The organism is Mesorhizobium sanjuanii (assembly GCF_002529485.1).
GTDB lineage: Bacteria > Pseudomonadota > Alphaproteobacteria > Rhizobiales > Rhizobiaceae > Mesorhizobium > Mesorhizobium sanjuanii.
In genome coordinates, this window is the sequence record NZ_NWQG01000040.1 from 28440 (window position 1) to 47314 (window position 18875).

Consider the following 18875-nt stretch of genomic DNA (forward strand, 5'->3'; position numbering starts at 1 on the left):
ACGGACGATGCGACAGCTCAGGAACGGGGTTTTCTCTTTGAATGGGCGCGAGTGGTCCCTGCTCGTCGCCTGTGTCTTGGCAATCATCGTTTTTTCTGTCGCATCGCCCTACTACGCCACCTCGGGCAATGCCGGAACGGTCCTGCGCAACAGCATCGAATTGCTGCTGGTCGGCTTGGGAATGATGCTGCTGCTGGCCATGGGCGGCATCGACGTATCCGTCGGCGTCGTCATGGGCCTGGCGGCGATCGGCGTTGGCCGGGCGCTCGGAGCCGGCGTCGATCCCGTTCTCACTGCTTTTGTCGGCCCGCTGACGGGTGCGCTGCTGGGCCTGCTGACGGCCGCCGTCATCGTGCTTGGCCGGATTCCCGCCATTGTCGGCACGCTTGGTCTTCTCGGTGTCTACCGCACGGCGATCTTCGTCCTGCTCGGCGGCCAATGGCTTTCCGGCCTGCCGACCGGCCTGACGCTGCTGCTTGGCACCACCATTCTCGGCCTGCCAGTCGCCGCCTGGGTGATCGCATTTGCCTATCTCGCCGTCTGGGTTGCGCTTAGGCGAACGCCCTTCGGCTTGCATCTCCTGGCCATCGGCAATTCGGAAGAAAAAGCGCGGCTGTCCGGCATCCCGGTCGTCAAGGTCAGATTTGCGACCTTCATCGTCAGCGGCGCCCTCACCGGCCTCGCCGCCACCTTCTACGTCGCCAACTACCGCAATGTCGAAATGACAGTCGGCAGCACGCTGGCGCTCGATGCGATCGCGGCCGTGGTTCTCGGCGGAACGAGCATACTGGGCGGCAAGTGCAGCCTTGTCGGCACCGTGCTTGGCGTGCTGCTCCTGAGGATCCTCCAGAACGGGCTGCTGCTGACAGGCGTTCCTTCGCTCTGGCAACCGGTGGTCACCGGCGGACTGCTGATCGGCGTGCTCGGTTTCGAGGTGCTTTCCAACCGTCTGTCCCTCTCGCAACTTGGGTGGGCCAGCAAATGAACCGCATCCGCAAGCTGCAGGGCCCGGCGCTCATTCTCGCTTTGTTGGCCCTGTTGTGGATCATCGTGATCCTCGTCCTGCTGGTGTTGAAACCATCCGTATTCAGCCTGGCAACGGTCACGACGATCCTCCAATTCTCGACCATCCTGGCGCTCGTCGCTCTGGGACAGGCGATCGTCATCATGGCTGGTGGAGCCGGCATCGACCTCTCGGTCGGCGGCATTGTTTCGCTTTCAGCCATATCCGGCATGCTCGCCCTGAAACTCGGGCTTCCTGCTTTCCTCCTGCCGCCCGCCTGCATTCTCGCCGGAGCCGTCCTCGGCGCCTTCAACGGCGTCCTCGTCACCAAGCTGTCCATCCTGCCGCTGATCGCGACGCTCGGCACCTTCTTCGTCTATTCGGGCCTGGCGCTGGCGCTGACTGGAGGAGCCGCGCAATCGGGCGTACCGAGCTGGCTGCTGATCTGGGGACGCGGCGTTTTCTCCGGCATTCCGGTTCCCTTCCTCACCATCGCAATCCCTGTCTTTGCCATCGCCGGGATCGTGCTGATGTGGACGGCCTGGGGCCGCTGGATCTACGCCATGGGGTTCAACGAGCGCTCGGCGCGTCTGGTCGGCATTCCGGTCGATCGCGCCCGGCTCATCCTCTACAGCTTGAGCGGCGTGCTTTCCGGAGCCGCCGCCCTGATCTCGCTGGCATGGCTCGGAAGCGGCCGGCCCAATATCGGGCAGAACCTCGAACTGGAATCGCTGACGGCCGCAATGCTGGGCGGCATTGCCATATTGGGCGGCCGTGGCGGCGTCGGCGGTGTCTTTGCCGCCGTCATGCTCTTGGTAACGCTCAAGACCGGGCTCTTGCAGCTTAACGTCAACACCGTCTGGCAAGTGGGCATCGTCGGCGCTCTCCTGGTGTTCGTGCTTCTAGCCGATCGACTTTCCCAGAATTGGAGATAATTCATGCCGTCTTTCGAGGACATCATTGCCAAGCGGGTCGAGGCCGAAGCCGATCGCATCGTGCAAACATTGAGCGATCTCGTGTCGTTCCCGTCGATCGTCAAGTCGAACCCGAAAGACGCCGGTCCCGGCGAAAGGGATTGCCAGCTCTATCTGCAAAAGAGGCTGGAGAAGCTGGGCTTCACCACCGATCTCTGGGATCCGGACGGGCCGGCACTTTACGAAAAATACAAAGGGCGTCCCGGCGCCAACAAGGGCCGAACCTTCGAAGGCAGGCCCAATCTCGGCGGCGTGCTCAAAGGCACGGGCGGCGGCCGCTCGATCATGCTTACCGGCCATATCGACGTCGTGCCACCGGGTGCGCCCGAACACTGGACGACTGACCCGTTTCAACCAGTCCTGAAGGACGGCTTTCTGCATGGCCGCGGCACCGTGGACATGAAAGGCGGTGTCGCCTGCATGCTGATGGCCGTGGAAGTCCTCAGGGGGCTTCAGGTGCCCCTATCGGGCGACATCGTCTTTACGACCGTGGTTGACGAGGAGATCGGCGGCATGGGCTCGCTGGCGATGGTCGACCGCGGCTTTCGCGCCGATGCCGGTATCATGACGGAGCCGACGGCCAACAAGATCGCGCCCCTGTGCCACGGAATTCTGTGGGGACGGATCATCATCGACGGCATCGGCGGCCACGCCGAGCTGACACCGAATGCCTGGTATTCGAGCGGTCCGGTCGATGCCATTCAACTGTGCAGGCAAATGCTGGACGGCATCGACATATTGAACCGCCGCTGGATGTTCGACCCCAGGAAGAACCATCCTCTCATGGACCTGCCCAACCAGATCATCGTCACTCAGCTGAACGCCGGAGAACATCCCTCCTCCATGGCCGGCCGGGCGGAGATCGTCATCGATGCGCAATATCTGCCGAGCGAAAAGGACGAGTTCGGCCTCGGCGGCAAGGTCAAGCGCGAGATTGAGGAACATGTCCTGAACATCTGCCAGGCCGATCCCTATCTGCGCGAACATCCCGCCCGTGTGGAGTGGATCCTCGATGCCGACTGCGCCGAAATTCCAGCCGACAGCCCATTCGTCAGCGTCTTCCAGGGAGCGGTCGAAAAAGCAAACCTGTCGCCGGTCCTGTCGGGTTTCGGCGCGCACAGCGATATCGGTCTGCCGACCGGTCTCGGGAAAACCCCGACCGTCAATTTCGGCCCGGGCGATCCGGCCCAGGCGCATCAGCCCAACGAGCGTGTGTCGGTGCGCGATCTCGTCGATTGCACCAAGGCGATCGCGCTGGCGATTGAACGATGGTGCCGGTGAGAGCGCGGTCTTTATTTGCCGCCGTTTTGCTCAAGGTCGTCGAAATAGACCTCGAAATAACGCCGCGCCAGGATCGAGGTCAGCGAGAACTTCCGCTCCGGCGCAACGATCAGAGATAATGTCAACGGCGGAATGCTCTTGTCACCAAGCGGCAGGTATGTGAGGCCGTCCTTCGTGTCTGTCGACGACTTGTCGGAAATTGCGGTCAGGCCGAAGCCGCAGCCTTCCCGCACCATCAACCTCATCAGTTCCAGATTGTTCGTCGTCAGGATCGGCTGAAGCCGGGTTCTGCTCTTGGCAGCGGCGATGTCGACGATGTCGCGCAGGTGAACACTGGCGTCCGGAATGATGGTCGGACGCTGAAAAAACTCGCTCAGCGATATGGTCTTTTTAGGCCGCAGGTCGTTTTCGGCTGGCACTACCGCCCTGACGTGAAAGCTCGCCGAGCGCGTGGCGGTCACACCCGGCTGAGGCGGCGGGCTGAAGGTGAGGCCGAAATCGGCCTGACCGTCCAGTACCATCTGGCGGATCCGATCGGACTCGACAACCGCGATATGGTTGGCGATGCGTGGGTGGTCTTTCATGAAGCTAGCCAGGGCACCGGGCAGGAAATCGAACACCGTTTCCTGAGACACCGCGATCTTAACCTCGCCTCGGCGCAGGCCCCTCAGTTCCTCGATCTCAAACCGGATGCGCGCAAAATCCTTTTGCCAGCTCCGCACGCCATGCAGGAGAATTTCACCGGCCGAGGTCAGCCGCATGCCGCGCGGCAGACGTTCGAAAAGGGCGACACCCAGCGCTTCCTCCGCATGGATAAGCTGCTTGTCGATCGCCGAGGCCGACACATTCAGCTTGTCCGCTGCCTTGCGGATCGACCCCAGCCGGGCGATTTCGTCCAGATAATTGGCGAACCGGGAAAACAGAACTCGCCGCATCGAGCGCCTTTCCGAGCGTCAAGAAAAAGAGAACGCTCAACACGATTTTTTTCGTTTGTAATGATGCGCCCAATCGCCGTCTATCACGTTGCGCCTCGAATCTGCGGCGTATCCCACTATGAATGGGTCTCCCGGCCGACAAGAAGGAAGCCGCCCGTAATGCTTGTCCGTCAAGGCCAGTTGCCGCCAAACGTCAGGTGCCCAGGACGCGGATGCCCAAGGATCGGGTGCCCAAGGATGGGCTACCAAGAATGCTGACCGCCACGCCAGAATTCTATCAGGCGGAAATAGCCGGCGAAGCGTTCAGCCTGCCGATCATCCAGCTCGACGACCAGCGGGCGATCGCCCTGCTGATGGTGATCGACATGGGCGTGCGCTTCGGCGATATCGTTGGCGAGGCCATCGCCCGGCATTTCGGGCCCTTCAAGCCCGACATCGTCGTCGGCAGCGCCACGTTGGGAATTCCGATCGCGATCGAGGTTTCGCGCCGCCTCGGCAAGGACCAGTACGTCATTTTGCAGAAATCGCCGAAGTTCCACCTTGCCGACGCGATGGTCGAGGACGTCCGCTCGATCACCACGGCCACACCGCAGCGGCTGCTGCTCGATCGGCGATCGATCACGCTGCTGCAGGGCAAACGCGTGCTGGTGGTCGACGACGTGGTGGCGACCGGTTCGAGCATGGCCGCCGCCATCCGCCTTGTGCGCCGTGCCGGCGCCGAGGTGCTGGGCGCCGGCGTCATTCTCACCGAGGGTCATTCCTGGCGCGACGCGCTCGGCAAGGATGCCGAACTGATCGAAAGCCTCGGCCATATTCCTCAGTTCGATGTCGTGGATGGCGTGGCGACGCCCGATCCGGCGACCGAAAGCGGCGCGTGGCCTGTTGGCGCGCCACGATTGGCCAGGACTGCGTCAAGGTAGGTGTGAAAATCGTGTCCAGCGTGACGGTAGCGTTTCAACAAAAAGAAGAAGGCGGCTGAACGCATGCGGTTCGGCCTGTCTTACGAACAATGGATGGGAGGACTTCGATCGGGGCGCTCGCTGTTCCGGTCGCGTGTTGCGTTAACTCCGGCTCTGCCGGGCATGTCCTGACGAATGCAAACAAGGGGAACAGTCAAATGCAGTCATCAACAATATCGCAAGACGAAGGCAACACCCTCTTCCCGATCGTGCTCTCCGTCGTCGCAGCCGCGGCGACAGGCGTCCTGTGGGCGTATGCCAACCCGATCCAACTGGTGCCAGGCGTAATCCAATGGCGGATTTTCGCCTTTCTGCCGCCTTTGATCGGCATCCTGCTCGGCTGGCGCAGCGGCTTTATCTGCGGCTACCTCGGCACCATCGTCTGGTCTCTGCTGGCCGGCACTTTCATCCCTGCCCATTCGTTGCTGATCGACGGCATAATGGTCGGATTGACCGGCCTGATCCCGGGGATGCTGTTCGATCCGTCGAAATTGACGTTCGACCGCGGCGTGCTGATCAGGATCGCCCTGGTCTGCCTGGTCGTTGGAGTGGTGATGGTGGCGGCCGTGTCGGCAAGCCTCGCCTATCTCGGCATCTTCCCGTTCTGGTGGGCGTTCGGCTATATCGGCCTCTCCGACATCGTGCCGATGGTCATCGGAACCCCGCTGCTGATCGTTCCGGCGCTGAAGATTCTGAAAGCCGCTCATCCGGCGGGTTTCAAACGCTTCTGAACGGCATAGACGCTTCGACGTGCTTAATATTGCGAACCTGAACCTCGGTTTCGGCGGCCCCGGCCAGGTCGTCGCCGAAGCCACATGCAGCGTGGCGGACGGTCAGCGGCTGCTGATCTGCGGTGCGGCCGGCAGCGGCAAGACGACGTTCCTGAATGCAGCGGCAGGCCTCATCCCGCGATTGCTGGCGATCCCATACTTCAGCGGAGACGTCACCCTCAGGGGGCGTCCGGTCTCCACCATCGCCAGGGACGAGCTGTTCGGCACGGTCGGCTTCGTGTCGCAGAATGTCGAGGACCAGCTATGGGACCTCAGCGTCGAGGACGCCATCGCTTTTCCAATGGAAAACCGTGGCATCGACAGGCAGAAGGTCCGCGCCCGGCTCAAGGAGCTGATCGACGACCTCAGGCTGGCGCCGCTTCTGGGACGCCGCGTGCTGACCCTGTCCGGCGGCGAACGCCGCATGGTTGCAATCGCCGCGGCCCTGGCGTCGAACCCGGCGCTGCTCGTGCTCGACGAGCCGACGACCGGACTCGATCCGGAGGCGCGTGAACGGCTGTCGCGCACACTGCGCGAAGCGGCTGCCTCGGTCTCGGCTCTTTTGATATCGGAACAGGACCCCGCCTCCCTGCGTTCCGTCGTCGACACGGTCGTCCTCTTGAAAGACAGACGGCTGTCGGCGCCGTACCGCCGCGACGACGTCCTGCCGCTGCAACGGCCCTGGCGGGAGGCGGGTATCTTGCCGCCGAACCGGACCCGCTCGCAGCGAAAACCGGTTGACCCCGGCGTGCTGCTGCTTGAAGTATCCGGCTTGACGACGCGGCTCGCGCGACCGGACGGCAAGCCGGTGCTGAGGGATGTCGGCTTTCAGATCAGGGCAGGCGAAGCCGTCGCGCTGATCGGCCGCAACGGTGCTGGCAAGACGACGCTGTTCAAGTCCATCCTCGGGCTTGCCAGGATCGCCTCCGGCTCGATCGCCCTTGACGGCGCCGACGCCAACGGCTGGACCGCTGCCCGGCGCGCCCGCAAGATCGCTTATGTGCCGCAGAACATGCGCCATATCCTGTTCAACATGACGGTGACCGGCGAGGTTGTGTTCTCCATTACCGCATCGACCGCGACGACGGCCGAGAAAGCAGTGGCTGATCTGGCAGCAACCATGCTGGCGCGTTACGGACTTTCCGAACTCGCGCAAGCCAATCCCTTCGCGCTGTCCGCGCGCCAACTGGCGCTGCTCGGCCTGGCCTGCGCGGACGCCGCCGGCGCACCGGTGGCCATCGTCGACGAACCGCTGCTGGCGCGTGATGTCGAAGGGCGTCGCATGCTCGATATATTTCTCTCCTCCATGCTCGATTCTGGCCGCGCGGTGATGCTGATCTCGCACGATCTGGAGCTGGTGGACGATGTCGCCACGCGCCTGGTGATCCTGGATGACGGCGGGATCGCCTTTGACGGCGCGGTGATGGACGGCTGGAAGAGCCCGGCCTTCGCTGCCCTTGGCTGGGCCGCGCCCTACGCCACGCCGCGGCTCGGAGGCGTTGCATGAGCCGGCTGCACGACCTCAACTTCTTCGTCAAGCTGGCGTTCGCCTTCGCGGTCATGGCGGTGGCCTGGCTGGTGCCCGGCTGGCGGTTCGGGGTGCCTTTCGCCGTGCTCTGCGTCCTGGTGCTGTGGGCGATAGGCGTCCCCGGCTTGCACGGATACGTCAAGGGCGCGCTGTTGCTCACCGCCATGGTCATGGCGAGCTGGCTGGTCAATCTCTTTTTTCAGGGCGTCAGCCTCCGCGACGCCCTGCCGGTGGCGGCTGCGATGGCTGCCCGGCTGATCGCCACGACGGCAGCGTTCTATTTCGTCATGGAGACGAGTTCGCCCGGATCAATCCTCGCCGCGGCCAGCGCCGCGCGGCTGCCGCCGATAGCGACCCTGGTCCTGTCCCTCACCTTCGGCATCATTCCGATGCTGCGGGATGATTTCGAGCGCATTGCCGATGCCCAGCGTGCGCGGGGCATGGAAGTCGATGACGTCGCCTTGCCGACGAAGCTGCGCTTCGCGCTGGCGCGCGGCGTGCCCTTGCTGGTGCAGGCCATCCGCATGGCGCATGCGATTTCCTTTTCCCTGGCAATCTACGGCTTCGACCTCAAGCGCAACCGCACGACGTGGCGCAATGTCGGCCTGATGGTCGAACCCCGCTTCCCTCAGAAGGACACCAATAATGAAACCTGACAAATCGGAGCTTGCCGCCCACCAGCTTTGGACGGTCGATGTCGCCGGCTATCCGGTCGAGCTGCCGATTGTGCCGATCAAGCCCGACTTTGCCATTTCCCTGATGATGGTGATCGATCTCGGCGTGAGGTTCGGCGAACATGTCGGCCGCGAGCTTGCCGCGAGGCTCGCGCCGCTGAAGCCGGACATCATCGTCGGCGCCGCCACTCTCGGCATTCCGGTTGCGATCGAGGTGACGCGGGCGCTTGGTCAGGATCACTATGTCATTTTGCAAAAATCACCAAAGATCCACCTGGCAGATGCGCTGGAACAGCGCATCTCGTCGATCACCTCGAAAGGCGAGCAGCGGCTTCTTCTCGACAGGGAGGCAATCCCGCTGCTGGCGGGTCGGCGCGTCGTGGTGGTCGACGACGTCGTGGCGTCCGGGTCCAGCCTCAAGGGAGCGCTCGAACTGGTGCGCCGCGCCGATGGTAATGTCGTCGGCATAGGCGTCATCCTCACCGAGGCGCGCGACTGGCAGGAAGCACTTGGCGCGGATTGCGCGCTGCTCCATAGCCTCGCTCACATACCTCAGTTCACCAGACACGGTGCCGGATGGGTGCCCATTCCGGAAACATTCCTGTAGCGCCTGCGCATCGCAGCCGCAGCTGCGATCTCCTCAAGCGAGAGCGGCCGCTGCCGACCTGCTCAAGGCAGCTCAACATTACAGGTGCTGGCGATCTGGCCGACGGCCTCGTCAACCCCGGCAAGATCGAAATCGGCTTCGGCTCGCCCCGACAGCAGCCCGAATCGCCAGGACAGCAGCAGCCGGTTCGCCGAAACCAGGCGCTTGATGCCGTCGGAGCCGTCGCGGACCAGCATCCTGCCGCGCGTGCCGACCGCCCAGCTTTCGCTGACCTTCTTGCCCTGGTCGGCGGTCACCGACATGGTGATCGTGCCCCTGGCGGAGACGGCATCGTTCACATGCAGCCATTCGCTCCAGCGCGGTTCGCCGTCCTTGCGGCAAGCGATGGTCAGCACCGGGCTGTAGCTCAGGGCGCCACCGCCGGTGATCAGCTTGTTGGTGGCATAGAGCGAGGCCGTGACCAGGCCGTCGCTGCCCTCGTCGAAGCGCCAATTGTCGAGCGCGGTGCCGGCCTGGGCGACGCCGCAGACCGAGGCAAGCAGCAATGCCGTGGCGATCGCGCCTCCGATACCAACGAGTAGCCTCAACGATGCCTCCAGCAGCCCTGCGTTTCGCAACACAGCGCAGATAATGATCAAGGCTTCGTATCGCCAGTCATCACCCCTCACTTGCCCGGATGCCTGTTGCCGCGGCGCCACAACGAAGAAGGCCGTCTTGGCAACCTGTTCTTCGATGTAGCCTTCCCCAGGCTTTTCCACATCATTGCTATGCTTTTTCGGTCAATCCGAAGACCGCACTAGAATTTCGACGGCAAATCACGCTATGATGTAACAGGCATTTTCCCGGGACGGCTTCGCGCCCCCTGAAATGCCGGGAGGAACGGGACATGGCCATAGCGCTTGTACTCGTTTTGATTGTTGTGGGCTCAGTGTTGTTCCACTTCCTGAGCCCATGGTGGTGGACGCCGATTGCTTCCAACTGGGACTATATCGACCACACCATCGTCATTACCTTCTGGATCACCGGCGTCGTCTTCGCCGCCGTCGTCTTGTTCATGGCCTATTGTGTCTTCCGCTTCCGTCATCGGGAAGGGAATCGGGCGGCGTATGAACCGGAGAGCAAGCGGCTCGAATGGTGGCTGACGGTCGTCACCGCGGCCGGAGTTACCGCGTTGCTGGTTCCCGGCCTGTTCGTCTGGAGCCGCTTCGTTAATGTTCCGAGCGAAGCGACCGATGTCGAAGTCGTCGGCCAGCAATGGCAGTGGAGCTTCCGCCTGCCCGGCAAGGACGGCAAGCTCGGCACATCCGACACCCGTGACGTCACGCCTGAAAATCCGCTGGGCGTCATCGCCAGCGATCCCAATGGCCAGGACGACGTCGTCGTCGAGGCGGCCGATCTGCACCTGCCAGTCGGCAAGCCGGTCAAGATGCTGCTCCGCTCGATCGATGTGCTGCATGATTTCTACGTGCCGGAATTCCGCGCCAAGATGGACATGATCCCGGGCTCCGTTACCTATTTCTGGTTCACTCCGACCAAGACAGGAACCTTCCAGGTTCTGTGCGCCGAACTTTGCGGCCAGGGCCATCCCTTGATGCATGGCGTGGTCATGGTCGACACCGAGCAGGACTACCTAGCCTGGCTCGGTGAACAGCAGACTTTCGCGCAATTGTCGGCGCCCCAGCAAACGGGCTCGGCCGGCCAGGCACCGGAGAAGACGATCGCGTCAGGGCTGGAAATTGCAGCAGAACTCGAAACGGTCGGGTCTCGCTGAAAAAGGACACGGAGGTGTTCCTATGGTCGATGTCACGCCTGCAGATGCCATACCGCCGGCCGAAGTCGCGGAAATGGAACTCTACCATCCGCACAGCTGGTGGACGAAATATGTCTTCTCGCAGGACGCCAAGGTCATCGCCATCCAGTATTCGGCGACGGCGACGGCGATCGGCTTTGTCGCCCTGGTGCTGTCCTGGCTGATGCGGCTGCAGCTCGGCTTCCCCGGCACCTTCGACTTCATCACCCCGGAAGCCTATTATCAGTTCATCACCATGCACGGCATGATCATGGTGATCTACCTGCTCACCGCCCTCTTCCTCGGCGGCTTCGGCAACTATCTGATCCCGCTGATGGTCGGCGCGCGCGACATGGTTTTCCCCTATGTCAACATGCTGAGCTACTGGATCTATCTGCTCGCCGTGCTGGTTCTGGTGGCGAGCTTTTTTGCGCCTGGCGGACCGACTGGCGCAGGCTGGACGCTCTACCCGCCGCAAGCCATCATGACCGGCACGCCAGGCGGCCAGGACTGGGGCATCATGCTGATGCTGGTCTCGCTGATCCTGTTCATCATCGGCTTCACGATGGGCGGCCTGAACTACGTCGTGACGGTGCTGCAAGGCCGCACGCGCGGCATGACGCTGATGCGCCTGCCGCTGACCGTCTGGGGCATCTTCACCGCGACCGTCATGGCACTGCTTGCCTTCCCGGCGCTGTTCGTCGCCTGCGTGATGATGTTGTTCGACCGCGCGCTCGGCACCTCCTTTTTCATGCCGGCGATCGTCGAGATGGGCCAACAATTGCAGCATGGCGGCGGCAGCCCGATCCTGTTCCAGCACCTGTTCTGGTTCTTCGGCCATCCCGAGGTCTACATCGTCGCGCTGCCGGCCTTCGGCATCGTGTCCGACCTGATCAGCACCCACGCACGCAAGAACATCTTCGGCTACCGGATGATGGTCTGGGCCATCGTCGGCATCGGCGCGCTGAGCTTCGTGGTCTGGGCGCACCATATGTATGTCAGCGGCATGCATCCCTATTTCGGCTTCTTCTTCGCCACCACGACTTTGATCATCGCCGTTCCGACGGCGATCAAAGTCTACAATTGGGTGCTGACGCTGTGGCGCGGCGACATACACCTCACCATACCGATGCTTTTTGCCCTGGCCTTCATCGTCACCTTCGTCAATGGGGGCTTGACCGGGCTGTTCCTCGGCAATGTCGTCGTCGATGTTCCGCTGTCGGACACGATGTTCGTCGTCGCCCATTTCCATATGGTCATGGGCGTCGCCCCGATCCTCGTGATCTTCGGCGCGATCTACCACTGGTACCCGAAGGTCACCGGCCGGATGCTGGACGAGAGGCTGGGCCAGTTCCATTTCTGGGTGACGTTCCTCGGCGCCTATCTGATTTTCTTCCCCATGCACTATATCGGCCTGATGGGCGTGCCGCGGCGCTACAACGAACTGACCGATGTGACTGTAATGACAGAGTCGGCGCAGCATCTGAATTCGTTCATCTCCATCATGGCGCTCATAGTTGGCTTTGCGCAGATCGTCTTCCTGTTCAATCTGATCTGGAGCATTCGCCATGGCCGGGAGGCCGGCGGCAATCCTTGGCGGGCAACGACTCTCGAATGGCAGACGCCGCAGACACCGCCGGCGCATGGCAATTTCGGCAAGGATCTGCCGATCGTCTATCGCTGGGCCTATGACTACAGCGTGCCGGGCGCCAAGGAGGACTTTATCCCGCAAAACATGCCGGGCGCCTTCGGCACCTCCACGGAGCCGGCATGAGCGTCATTCTGGTCTTCTTGGCTGTGATCGCCGGCTTTGCCGCATGGTGGCTTTCCCATCAGCGGCTGATGGCGAAGCCATGGCTCGAGCAAGGTGTGATCGGGGACCTTGTCGGCGTGGAAGGCTCGGCGCTGCCCACCGCCAAGATCGGCCTTGGCGTCTTCCTCGCCGTCGTCGGCTGCCTGTTCGCGCTGTTCACCAGCGCCTACTTCATGCGCATGGAGCTGTCGGACTGGCAGCCGCTGCCGATCCCACGCCTGCTCTGGTTCAACACCGGGGTGCTCGTGCTGAGCAGCATTGCGCTGCAATGCGCTTCGGTCGCAGCACGCAGGGGCCAGATGGACATGGTCAGACTAGGCCTTGCCACTGCCGGGCTCACCGCGCTGGCCTTCCTGGTAGGACAGTTCATGGCATGGCGGGAACTGACCGAAGACGGCTATCTGCTGGCAGCCAATCCGGCCAACAGTTTCTTCTACCTGATCACCGGGCTGCATGGCCTGCACATACTCGGCGGGCTTGTGGGCTTGGGCAGGACAACCGCCCGCGCCTGGAACGGCGCACGGCCGGAGCAGCTTCGCCTCAGCGTAGAGTTGTGTGCCATGTACTGGCACTTCCTGCTTTTCATCTGGCTTGCCATCTTCGCGCTTCTGGCCGGCTGGGCCGCGACGTTCATGGACATTTGCCGGCAGTTGCTGACCTAAGGGGATCAGGCTGATGACAGAGACCACGCTGACGCATATCGGCCAAACGGAGCCCCGCCCCGACGGCTGGCAAGGCATCGCCGCCGACTGGTCGTCGGATCAGCGCGCATTCAAGGACGTGTCGTGGGGCAAGGCCATGATGTGGATCTTCCTGCTCAGCGACACCTTCGTCTTCGGCTGCTTCCTGCTCTCCTACATGACCGCCCGCATGTCCACACAGGTGCTCTGGCCCAATCCGAGCGAGGTCTTTGCCCTTCACATCGGCGGCTCGAACGTTCCGTTGATCTTAATAGCCATCATGACCTTCGTGCTGATCTCGAGCAGCGGAACGATGGCCATGGCGGTCAATTTCGGTTATCGCCGCGACCGCCGAAAGACGGCGATCCTCATGCTTCTGACCGCGGTGCTCGGCGCGACCTTCGTGGGCATGCAAGCCTTCGAATGGACAAAGCTGATCACCGAAGGAGTCCGGCCATGGGGCAATCCCTGGGGCGCTGCACAGTTCGGATCATCCTTCTTCATGATCACCGGCTTCCACGGCACGCATGTGACGATCGGCGTGATCTTCCTGGTCATCGTGGCGCGAAAGGTCTGGCGCGGCGATTACGACACCGGACGACCCGGCTTCTTCACCAGCCGCAAGGGCCACTACGAGAATGTCGAGATCATGGGGCTATACTGGCATTTCGTCGATCTGGTCTGGGTGTTCATTTTCGCATTCTTCTATCTTTGGTGAGAGGCAGATATGGCTGAAGCAACCGCAAACGGCCTGGGGCAACACGCACTTCACACGGCCCATGAAGCGCCAGCGGCCGGGGTCGCCCAAGCGGAGGTTCATCAAGAGCATCCGATCAAGCTCTATCTGGTGGTCTGGGCATGGCTGTTCATCCTCAGCGCCTGCTCCTACATGGTCGATTATTTCGGCGTCCACGGCTATCTCAGATGGTCGTTGATCCTGATCTTCATGATGTTGAAGGCAGGGTTGATCGTCGCCGTTTTCATGCATATGGCCTGGGAGCGGCTGGCGCTGACCTATGCGATCATTCTGCCGCCGGTGCTGGTGCTGGTGTTCGTGGCAATGATGGTCTTCGAAGCGGATTACACGCTGCTCACGCGGACGTCTTTCTTCGGTACCGGCCCCTGACGCGCGTCCGGATCGCCGCTCGAACCAGCCTGCCGCGCCGGCGCTCTCGCCGATGCGGCAAGGCAGGGTTCTTTCAGCCCGCCGGTCTGGCGGACGCCGGCGGTTCCACGACCTTGCGGTAAACGTGCCAGGTGGCGTGACCGAGGATCGGCAGCACGACCGCCAGCCCTGCGAACACCGGCACCGAGCCGATGATCAGGGCGACGGCGACGATCAGGCCCCAGGCAGCCATGGTGATCGGGTTCGCCAGCACTGCCCGCACTGAAGTGTGGATGGCTTCGTAAGCGCCAACGTCGCGGTCGAGCAGCAGCGGGAAGGCGACGACCGTTGTGCACAACACCACCACGGCGAAGACGAAGCCGATGGCGTGCCCGAGGATAATCAGCGTCCAGCCGCGGCCAGTGGCGAATATCTCATCGATGAAGCCGGATATCGATGCCGGCGGAGCCGGACCAAAGAGATATTGGTAGAACAGCTGCGCCGTCAAAAGCCAAGTGATGAAGATTGCCAGCAGCATGATCCCGACCGCCGCGATCGCCGGCAAGGCCGGCGAGTTCCTGACCTCGAAAGCGTGCCGCCACGACGTATCAAGCCCCGCCTCTCGCCTGCGACTGATCTCATAGAGCCCAATTGCCGCGAACGGGCCGATCAGCGCGAAGCCGGACACCAGCGGAAACAGCAGAGGCAACGCGTTGGCGCCCGATGTCCAGGCGGCGAGAACGACGCCGACGAGGGGATAGATGAGGCAGAGAAAGACGATATGCGATGGCTTGACCATGAAATCGTCGACACCACGCCTGAGCGCGTCGAAAAGGTCGGAAATGCCGATCTTTCGAATTCTGGTATGTTCCAGCGTCTCGCTGGCGCCTGCTATCACATGAAAGCTTGCCATGACCATTCCTCCAGATCAGGTCCGGCGAGGTCGCGCGTTCAAGGGTGCTACCGTTCGGCGTGATTGGCCACGCACAACCGCGACCGCACCATGATCAACATACTCTCTTGCGGGAGATTTGTCGCCCTTTGTCAGAGAGGCTTGAGATCGTGAACTGAACGGCGCCCGTTTCAGGCGGTCATGCCTTGTTGCCAAGTTCCTCCGGACCATGGGGCAAGAGGCCCTGGACATCAAGGATTTCCGAGCGGTATCGCCACCAATAGGAGGATACAGCTTCGCCTTGGGGCAGACGATGGGCAACAGTATTCGCGACAGCAACCCTACGCTCAAGAAGGGAGATGCGCTTCAAGGCATTCTCGGTTTGCCCGACCAGTTCAATGCCGCCTTGGCGCACCGGCTGCTGTTCACATCCTCGCCTGACGGCCCCTCCCGGAGCGCGCTTACTTGATGTAAACGAGCACGTAGCGATTGTTATAGGGCTGGTAATATTTCGTACCGCATTTCCAGACGACGATCCCGCCGCTGTAGGTGGTCTTCACGCATCCTTTGGGCAGAGTGTTGATGTAGACGGTCGTTCTTTGGATGACGACCGTTTTTGCCTCCGCTACGCCGACAAAGCGGTATCCCAAGACGCCATCCAAACCGTTGCCGGCAAACGAGAAGATTGCGAACATGCCGCAAACGGCCGCTGCGCGGCCGAACGAACCGCGATTGATCATAGATGTCCCCCTTTTCCTCCTGACGCTCATCAAGCCTAGCAGGAATGAGGAATAGTCACAACGGAACTAAATTAGCTATTCCTAATTATATGTGTCGATTTCCGCCCGAGCCGGCAACAATGGCGGCCGTTCGTGATCAGATGTGGCCGGCAGCGGCAAGCGCGGCCCTGTGCCAGCGTGCAAACAGGCCTGGCGGGCAATTCAGATAACGGGACGCGGCAATGTTCCAACGCGCGCCCAGCTCACGATCGAAGGCCGGCGGGTCGAATTGCTGCAGGCCGCTGCGTGGATAGATCGTGAATTCTCCAAAGACCGGTTCGCCCGCGTCTTCGTAGAAATCGACCCGTATCATGTCGAATTCGCCACCCAGCGCTTCGGCCGCCTCGACCATGCGCGAAAAGCTTTCCGGCCTGGCAATTTCCAGCGTTGCGTCAATGCCGCCCTGGGCGACCGCCAGCCGCCGCCAGTCGCGATCGAAAAGCGCCGTCTTGCGGACGCTTGAGCGGAAGGCGGTGACCACGACAAGAGCGACACGGCCGGCGACGACATTGAATTTGTAGTCGATGGGCTGATAGGCCTGATCCTTGCCGATCAGCGCCTCGACGAAGACCTTGCGCTCGATATGGGCGTAGCTGCGTTCCAGCTTGCGCTCGCCATAGGTCTCGCCGAGATGCCGGGTCATGTCGGCAATGATTGCGCCGCTGTCAGCCTGGGCGGGATCCGCAACAACGGCATTCATGGCGCAGCCGTGATTGCATTTGACGATATAGGGGACCTTCAAGTCACCAAAGGGAATGTCGCGCGGATTGTCGCCTTGCCACAACACCACCGGGACATGCAGCCAGGGGAGCCGACCCCTGACGAACTCCTTGGCTTGCAGCTTGTCGAGGACGATCGCGAAACGCGGATCGTCATCGAAAATCTTGCGCCAATGTATCTTCTCCGTGAAGGTCGCCGGGGCCGCGAAGTTCGGCAGATGCCGCATCCTTTCGAGGAAGCGCTGGGTCAAGCGCCGGTAACGGACCAGCAGCGCAACATTCAAGACCAGGAGAAACGCCTTCGCGCCAACGCGCGTCAGCCGGCCCGGCCGCCGGCGCGCTTCCCCTCGATCTCCAGGCCCAGGCATGGATCAAGCCCGGATCGGGTTCAGCTTCAGGTGCTGGATCAGGATGATCGTCTTGGCATCGACGATGCGGCCGTCGGCGATGCCGGCCAGGGCGTCATCAAGCGGCATCTCCAGCACTTCGATGTCCTCGCCTTCCTCCGGCGCACCGCCACCGGCCGAGATGCGGTCGGCGGGCGAATAGCGCGCCATGAAGAACCAGAGCCGCTCGGTCACGCTGCCGGGGCTCATGTAAGGCGCAAACAGCCGTTCCACGTCCTTCAGGTGGTAGCCGAGTTCCTCCTCGGCCTCCTTGCGGATGCAGGTTTCCGGGTCGTTTTCATCGAGCAGTCCGGCGCAGGCCTCGATCAGCGGCTCGCGGTGGCCGGTGACATAGGCCGGATAGCGGAACTGCCGCACCAGGAGCACCGTCGAGCGCTGCGGGTCGTAAGGCAGGATCACCGCGCCGTCGCCGCGATCGTAGGTCTGACGAATTTGCGTTTCCCACCGCCCGTCGCGCCGGCGATAATCGAGGATGGTCTTTTTCAGGACCGCCCAGTCGTCGGAGAGAATTTCCTCCGAACGGATGCGAATGCGATCTTCCATGAACGGGCTCCTGCTGCCGGCGCGAGGACTACGGCGCCGCGTGTCGCCTGGATGCAGAAAGGCTGCGGCGGCGGATTTCGGCCATGCGTTAGCCTCGAACCGATCTCTGCGCAATCCTGATAGTCATTGGTCCAGAGCGCGTTTCACCGCCTCGTGTCTGGCGCCGGCGCAATCCTTTGCCTAAATACGACAACCCCTCCCGGAGCTTTTTTGATGACCACATCCCTTTTCCAGCCGATCACGCTCGACGGCCTCACTTTCCCGAACCGCATAGCGGTGGCGCCGATGTGCCAGTATTCCGCCGATGACGGTTCCGCCAGCGACTGGCATCTGTATCACTGGATGAATCTCGCCATGTCCGGCGCCGGCATGGTCACGGTCGAGATGACCGACGTCGAGCGCCGCGGCCGCATCTCGCATGGCTGCCTTGGTCTTTATTCCGAAGACAACGAGGCTGCCGCCCGGCGCACGCTGGACGCCGCAAAGCGCGTCGCCGCCCCCGGTACGAAATTCGGCACCCAGCTTGCCCATGCCGGCCGCAAGGCGTCCAACCAGAAACCGTGGGAAGGTGGCGGACCGCTGAAGCCGGATCAGGACCCGTGGCCGATCGTGTCCGCCTCTGCAATAGCCTACGACACGGGCTGGCAGGTGCCGCGGGCGCTGGAAGACGAGGAGATCCTGCAAATCATCGAACGCTTCGCCGAGGCGGCCAGGCGTGCCGAACGCGCCGGCTTCGACTTCATCGAGTTGCACGCAGCACACGGCTATCTGATCTTCCAGTTCCTGTCGCCGCTTTCCAACCAGCGTACCGACCGCTGGGGCGGCTCGCTGGAAAACCGCATGCGGTTCGCCGTCGAGATTGCCAAGGCGGTGAGAAAGGCCGTGCCGAAGCTGATGCTCGGCGCTCGCCTGTCGGTCAAGGAATGGGTCGATGGCGGCTTCGACGTCGAGGAGGCGATCGAGGTGGCCAAGGCGTTGCAGGCGGCGGGCGTAGCTTATCTCTGCTGCTCGAGCGGCGGCAATTCGCCCTTGCAGAAGCTGCCGACAGGCCCGGGCTACCAGGTGCATCTGGCGGAGGCGGTGCGCAAGGGCGCCGGCATCCCGACGCGGGCCGTCGGCCTGATAGACGATCCCAGGCAGGCCGAAGCGATCGTGGCCGACGGCCGCGCCGACATGGTGGCGCTGGCCCGCGCCTTCCTCGCCGACCCGCGCTGGGCGTGGCGCGCCGCGGCGACCTTCGGCGAGAAAATCCACCCTGCCCCTCAGCTTGCCCGTTCGGTGACCACGATGCAGCACTGGATGAAGGCAGCGGGCTGACCGGCCCGCTTGTTGTAACCGACCTAGGGCACGCGTCGCTGGACAGCGTGACGCGGCTTCGCTTTAATCGGCCCGCGCATCGGTCCTAAGGGGTTGGGAT

Annotated in this window: 21 protein-coding genes; 15 read left to right on the forward strand and 6 right to left on the reverse strand. The window is 62.5% G+C overall.

Annotation, left to right across the window (positions count from 1 at the left end; all coding sequences use genetic code 11):
- Positions 1-76: 76 nt before the first annotated feature.
- The 3 genes from CN311_RS07290 to CN311_RS07300 are packed head-to-tail and all read left to right on the forward strand — an operon-like array spanning position 77 to position 3258.
- A complete protein-coding gene (locus CN311_RS07290) occupies positions 77-985 on the forward strand; it encodes an ABC transporter permease (protein WP_245440769.1) in 909 nt (302 codons plus the stop codon).
- Complete coding sequence (locus CN311_RS07295; RefSeq protein WP_097572658.1) at positions 982-1938, forward strand: ABC transporter permease; 957 nt, start codon at positions 982-984, stop codon at positions 1936-1938. Before CN311_RS07290 ends, CN311_RS07295 begins: the two co-directional genes overlap by 4 nt.
- A gap of 3 nt (positions 1939-1941) precedes the next feature.
- Positions 1942-3258 carry a M20 family metallopeptidase gene (locus CN311_RS07300; RefSeq protein WP_097572659.1) on the forward strand — a complete coding sequence of 439 codons (1317 nt, stop codon included), beginning with the start codon at positions 1942-1944 and terminating at the stop codon, positions 3256-3258.
- A gap of 11 nt (positions 3259-3269) precedes the next feature.
- Here CN311_RS07300 and CN311_RS07305 read toward each other — a convergent pair whose 3' ends face one another.
- Positions 3270-4103 carry a LysR family transcriptional regulator gene (locus CN311_RS07305; protein ID WP_245440770.1) on the reverse strand — a complete coding sequence of 278 codons (834 nt, stop codon included), beginning with the start codon at positions 4101-4103 and terminating at the stop codon, positions 3270-3272.
- Positions 4104-4444: 341 nt separating this feature from the next.
- Here CN311_RS07305 and CN311_RS07310 point away from each other — a divergent pair, with 341 nt between their 5' ends.
- From CN311_RS07310 to CN311_RS07330, 5 genes are all read left to right on the forward strand, one after another.
- Positions 4445-5113: a phosphoribosyltransferase family protein gene (locus tag CN311_RS07310; RefSeq protein ID WP_097572661.1), complete on the forward strand. Its 669-nt coding sequence runs from the start codon at positions 4445-4447 to the stop codon at positions 5111-5113.
- A gap of 197 nt (positions 5114-5310) precedes the next feature.
- The gene (locus CN311_RS07315) at positions 5311-5883 is read left to right on the forward strand and encodes an aminotriazole resistance protein (RefSeq protein ID WP_097572662.1); all 573 of its coding nucleotides are present in this window, start codon (positions 5311-5313) and stop codon (positions 5881-5883) included.
- A gap of 19 nt (positions 5884-5902) precedes the next feature.
- Positions 5903-7429, forward strand: coding sequence for an ABC transporter ATP-binding protein (locus CN311_RS07320; protein ID WP_097572663.1), 1527 nt, complete (start codon positions 5903-5905; stop codon positions 7427-7429).
- Complete coding sequence (locus CN311_RS07325) at positions 7426-8106, forward strand: energy-coupling factor transporter transmembrane component T family protein (protein WP_097572664.1); 681 nt, start codon at positions 7426-7428, stop codon at positions 8104-8106. Before CN311_RS07320 ends, CN311_RS07325 begins: the two co-directional genes overlap by 4 nt.
- A gap of 106 nt (positions 8107-8212) precedes the next feature.
- The gene (locus CN311_RS07330; RefSeq protein WP_425351056.1) at positions 8213-8731 is read left to right on the forward strand and encodes a phosphoribosyltransferase family protein; all 519 of its coding nucleotides are present in this window, start codon (positions 8213-8215) and stop codon (positions 8729-8731) included.
- A gap of 62 nt (positions 8732-8793) precedes the next feature.
- On the opposite strand, the gene CN311_RS07335 is transcribed toward CN311_RS07330, so the two are convergent.
- The gene (locus tag CN311_RS07335; RefSeq protein ID WP_097572677.1) at positions 8794-9318 is read right to left on the reverse strand and encodes a hypothetical protein; all 525 of its coding nucleotides are present in this window, start codon (positions 9316-9318) and stop codon (positions 8794-8796) included.
- A 299-nt stretch (positions 9319-9617) separates the two neighbouring features.
- Here CN311_RS07335 and CN311_RS07340 point away from each other — a divergent pair, with 299 nt between their 5' ends.
- The 5 genes from CN311_RS07340 to CN311_RS07360 are packed head-to-tail and all read left to right on the forward strand — an operon-like array spanning position 9618 to position 14139.
- Complete coding sequence (locus CN311_RS07340) at positions 9618-10502, forward strand: cytochrome c oxidase subunit II (RefSeq protein WP_097572666.1); 885 nt, start codon at positions 9618-9620, stop codon at positions 10500-10502.
- A gap of 22 nt (positions 10503-10524) precedes the next feature.
- Positions 10525-12294: a cytochrome c oxidase subunit I gene (gene ctaD / locus CN311_RS07345; protein ID WP_097572667.1), complete on the forward strand. Its 1770-nt coding sequence runs from the start codon at positions 10525-10527 to the stop codon at positions 12292-12294.
- On the forward strand, positions 12291-12995 hold the full coding sequence (locus CN311_RS07350; RefSeq protein WP_097572668.1) for a cytochrome c oxidase subunit 3: 705 nt from the start codon (positions 12291-12293) through the stop codon (positions 12993-12995). Before ctaD ends, CN311_RS07350 begins: the two co-directional genes overlap by 4 nt.
- A gap of 13 nt (positions 12996-13008) precedes the next feature.
- On the forward strand, positions 13009-13731 hold the full coding sequence (locus CN311_RS07355) for a heme-copper oxidase subunit III family protein (protein WP_097572669.1): 723 nt from the start codon (positions 13009-13011) through the stop codon (positions 13729-13731).
- A 9-nt stretch (positions 13732-13740) separates the two neighbouring features.
- A complete protein-coding gene (locus CN311_RS07360) occupies positions 13741-14139 on the forward strand; it encodes a cytochrome C oxidase subunit IV family protein (protein WP_097572670.1) in 399 nt (132 codons plus the stop codon).
- A gap of 73 nt (positions 14140-14212) precedes the next feature.
- On the opposite strand, the gene CN311_RS07365 is transcribed toward CN311_RS07360, so the two are convergent.
- Positions 14213-15031: a DUF2189 domain-containing protein gene (locus CN311_RS07365; RefSeq protein ID WP_097572678.1), complete on the reverse strand. Its 819-nt coding sequence runs from the start codon at positions 15029-15031 to the stop codon at positions 14213-14215.
- 292 nt (positions 15032-15323) lie between these two features.
- Here CN311_RS07365 and CN311_RS32505 point away from each other — a divergent pair, with 292 nt between their 5' ends.
- Positions 15324-15479, forward strand: coding sequence for a hypothetical protein (locus tag CN311_RS32505; protein ID WP_165779621.1), 156 nt, complete (start codon positions 15324-15326; stop codon positions 15477-15479).
- Here the strand turns inward: CN311_RS32505 and CN311_RS07375 are convergent.
- The 3 genes from CN311_RS07375 to CN311_RS07385 all read right to left on the reverse strand — a co-directional run bounded on the left by CN311_RS07375 (position 15472) and on the right by CN311_RS07385 (position 17458).
- On the reverse strand, positions 15472-15750 hold the full coding sequence (locus tag CN311_RS07375; RefSeq protein ID WP_097572672.1) for a hypothetical protein: 279 nt from the start codon (positions 15748-15750) through the stop codon (positions 15472-15474). The two genes, CN311_RS32505 and CN311_RS07375, sit on opposite strands and share 8 nt — an antisense overlap.
- A gap of 136 nt (positions 15751-15886) precedes the next feature.
- Complete coding sequence (locus CN311_RS07380) at positions 15887-16876, reverse strand: ATP-grasp fold amidoligase family protein (protein ID WP_097572673.1); 990 nt, start codon at positions 16874-16876, stop codon at positions 15887-15889.
- Between the two features lie 3 nt (positions 16877-16879).
- A complete protein-coding gene (locus CN311_RS07385) occupies positions 16880-17458 on the reverse strand; it encodes an NUDIX domain-containing protein (protein ID WP_097572674.1) in 579 nt (192 codons plus the stop codon).
- Between the two features lie 213 nt (positions 17459-17671).
- Here CN311_RS07385 and CN311_RS07390 point away from each other — a divergent pair, with 213 nt between their 5' ends.
- On the forward strand, positions 17672-18775 hold the full coding sequence (locus CN311_RS07390) for an NADH:flavin oxidoreductase/NADH oxidase (RefSeq protein ID WP_097572675.1): 1104 nt from the start codon (positions 17672-17674) through the stop codon (positions 18773-18775).
- Positions 18776-18875 lie beyond the last annotated feature (100 nt).

Excerpts from the sequence above, each read along its gene's own strand:
- CN311_RS07340 (WP_097572666.1), top strand. The coding sequence starts at position 9,618 with ATGGCCATAGCGCTTGTACTCGTTTTGATTGTTGTGGGCTCAGTGTTG.
- CN311_RS07380 (WP_097572673.1), bottom strand. The coding sequence starts at position 16,876 with ATGCCTGGGCCTGGAGATCGAGGGGAAGCGCGCCGGCGGCCGGGCCGG.
- ctaD (WP_097572667.1), top strand. The coding sequence starts at position 10,525 with ATGGTCGATGTCACGCCTGCAGATGCCATACCGCCGGCCGAAGTCGCG.
- CN311_RS07330 (WP_425351056.1), top strand. The coding sequence starts at position 8,213 with ATGGTGATCGATCTCGGCGTGAGGTTCGGCGAACATGTCGGCCGCGAG.
- CN311_RS07360 (WP_097572670.1), top strand. The coding sequence starts at position 13,741 with ATGGCTGAAGCAACCGCAAACGGCCTGGGGCAACACGCACTTCACACG.
- CN311_RS32505 (WP_165779621.1), top strand. The coding sequence starts at position 15,324 with ATGGGCAACAGTATTCGCGACAGCAACCCTACGCTCAAGAAGGGAGAT.
- CN311_RS07295 (WP_097572658.1), top strand. The coding sequence starts at position 982 with ATGAACCGCATCCGCAAGCTGCAGGGCCCGGCGCTCATTCTCGCTTTG.
- CN311_RS07375 (WP_097572672.1), bottom strand. The coding sequence starts at position 15,750 with ATGATCAATCGCGGTTCGTTCGGCCGCGCAGCGGCCGTTTGCGGCATG.
- CN311_RS07310 (WP_097572661.1), top strand. The coding sequence starts at position 4,445 with ATGCTGACCGCCACGCCAGAATTCTATCAGGCGGAAATAGCCGGCGAA.
- CN311_RS07355 (WP_097572669.1), top strand. The coding sequence starts at position 13,009 with ATGACAGAGACCACGCTGACGCATATCGGCCAAACGGAGCCCCGCCCC.
- CN311_RS07315 (WP_097572662.1), top strand. The coding sequence starts at position 5,311 with ATGCAGTCATCAACAATATCGCAAGACGAAGGCAACACCCTCTTCCCG.
- CN311_RS07385 (WP_097572674.1), bottom strand. The coding sequence starts at position 17,458 with ATGGAAGATCGCATTCGCATCCGTTCGGAGGAAATTCTCTCCGACGAC.
- CN311_RS07300 (WP_097572659.1), top strand. The coding sequence starts at position 1,942 with ATGCCGTCTTTCGAGGACATCATTGCCAAGCGGGTCGAGGCCGAAGCC.
- CN311_RS07350 (WP_097572668.1), top strand. The coding sequence starts at position 12,291 with ATGAGCGTCATTCTGGTCTTCTTGGCTGTGATCGCCGGCTTTGCCGCA.
- CN311_RS07325 (WP_097572664.1), top strand. The coding sequence starts at position 7,426 with ATGAGCCGGCTGCACGACCTCAACTTCTTCGTCAAGCTGGCGTTCGCC.
- CN311_RS07365 (WP_097572678.1), bottom strand. The coding sequence starts at position 15,031 with ATGGCAAGCTTTCATGTGATAGCAGGCGCCAGCGAGACGCTGGAACAT.
- CN311_RS07390 (WP_097572675.1), top strand. The coding sequence starts at position 17,672 with ATGACCACATCCCTTTTCCAGCCGATCACGCTCGACGGCCTCACTTTC.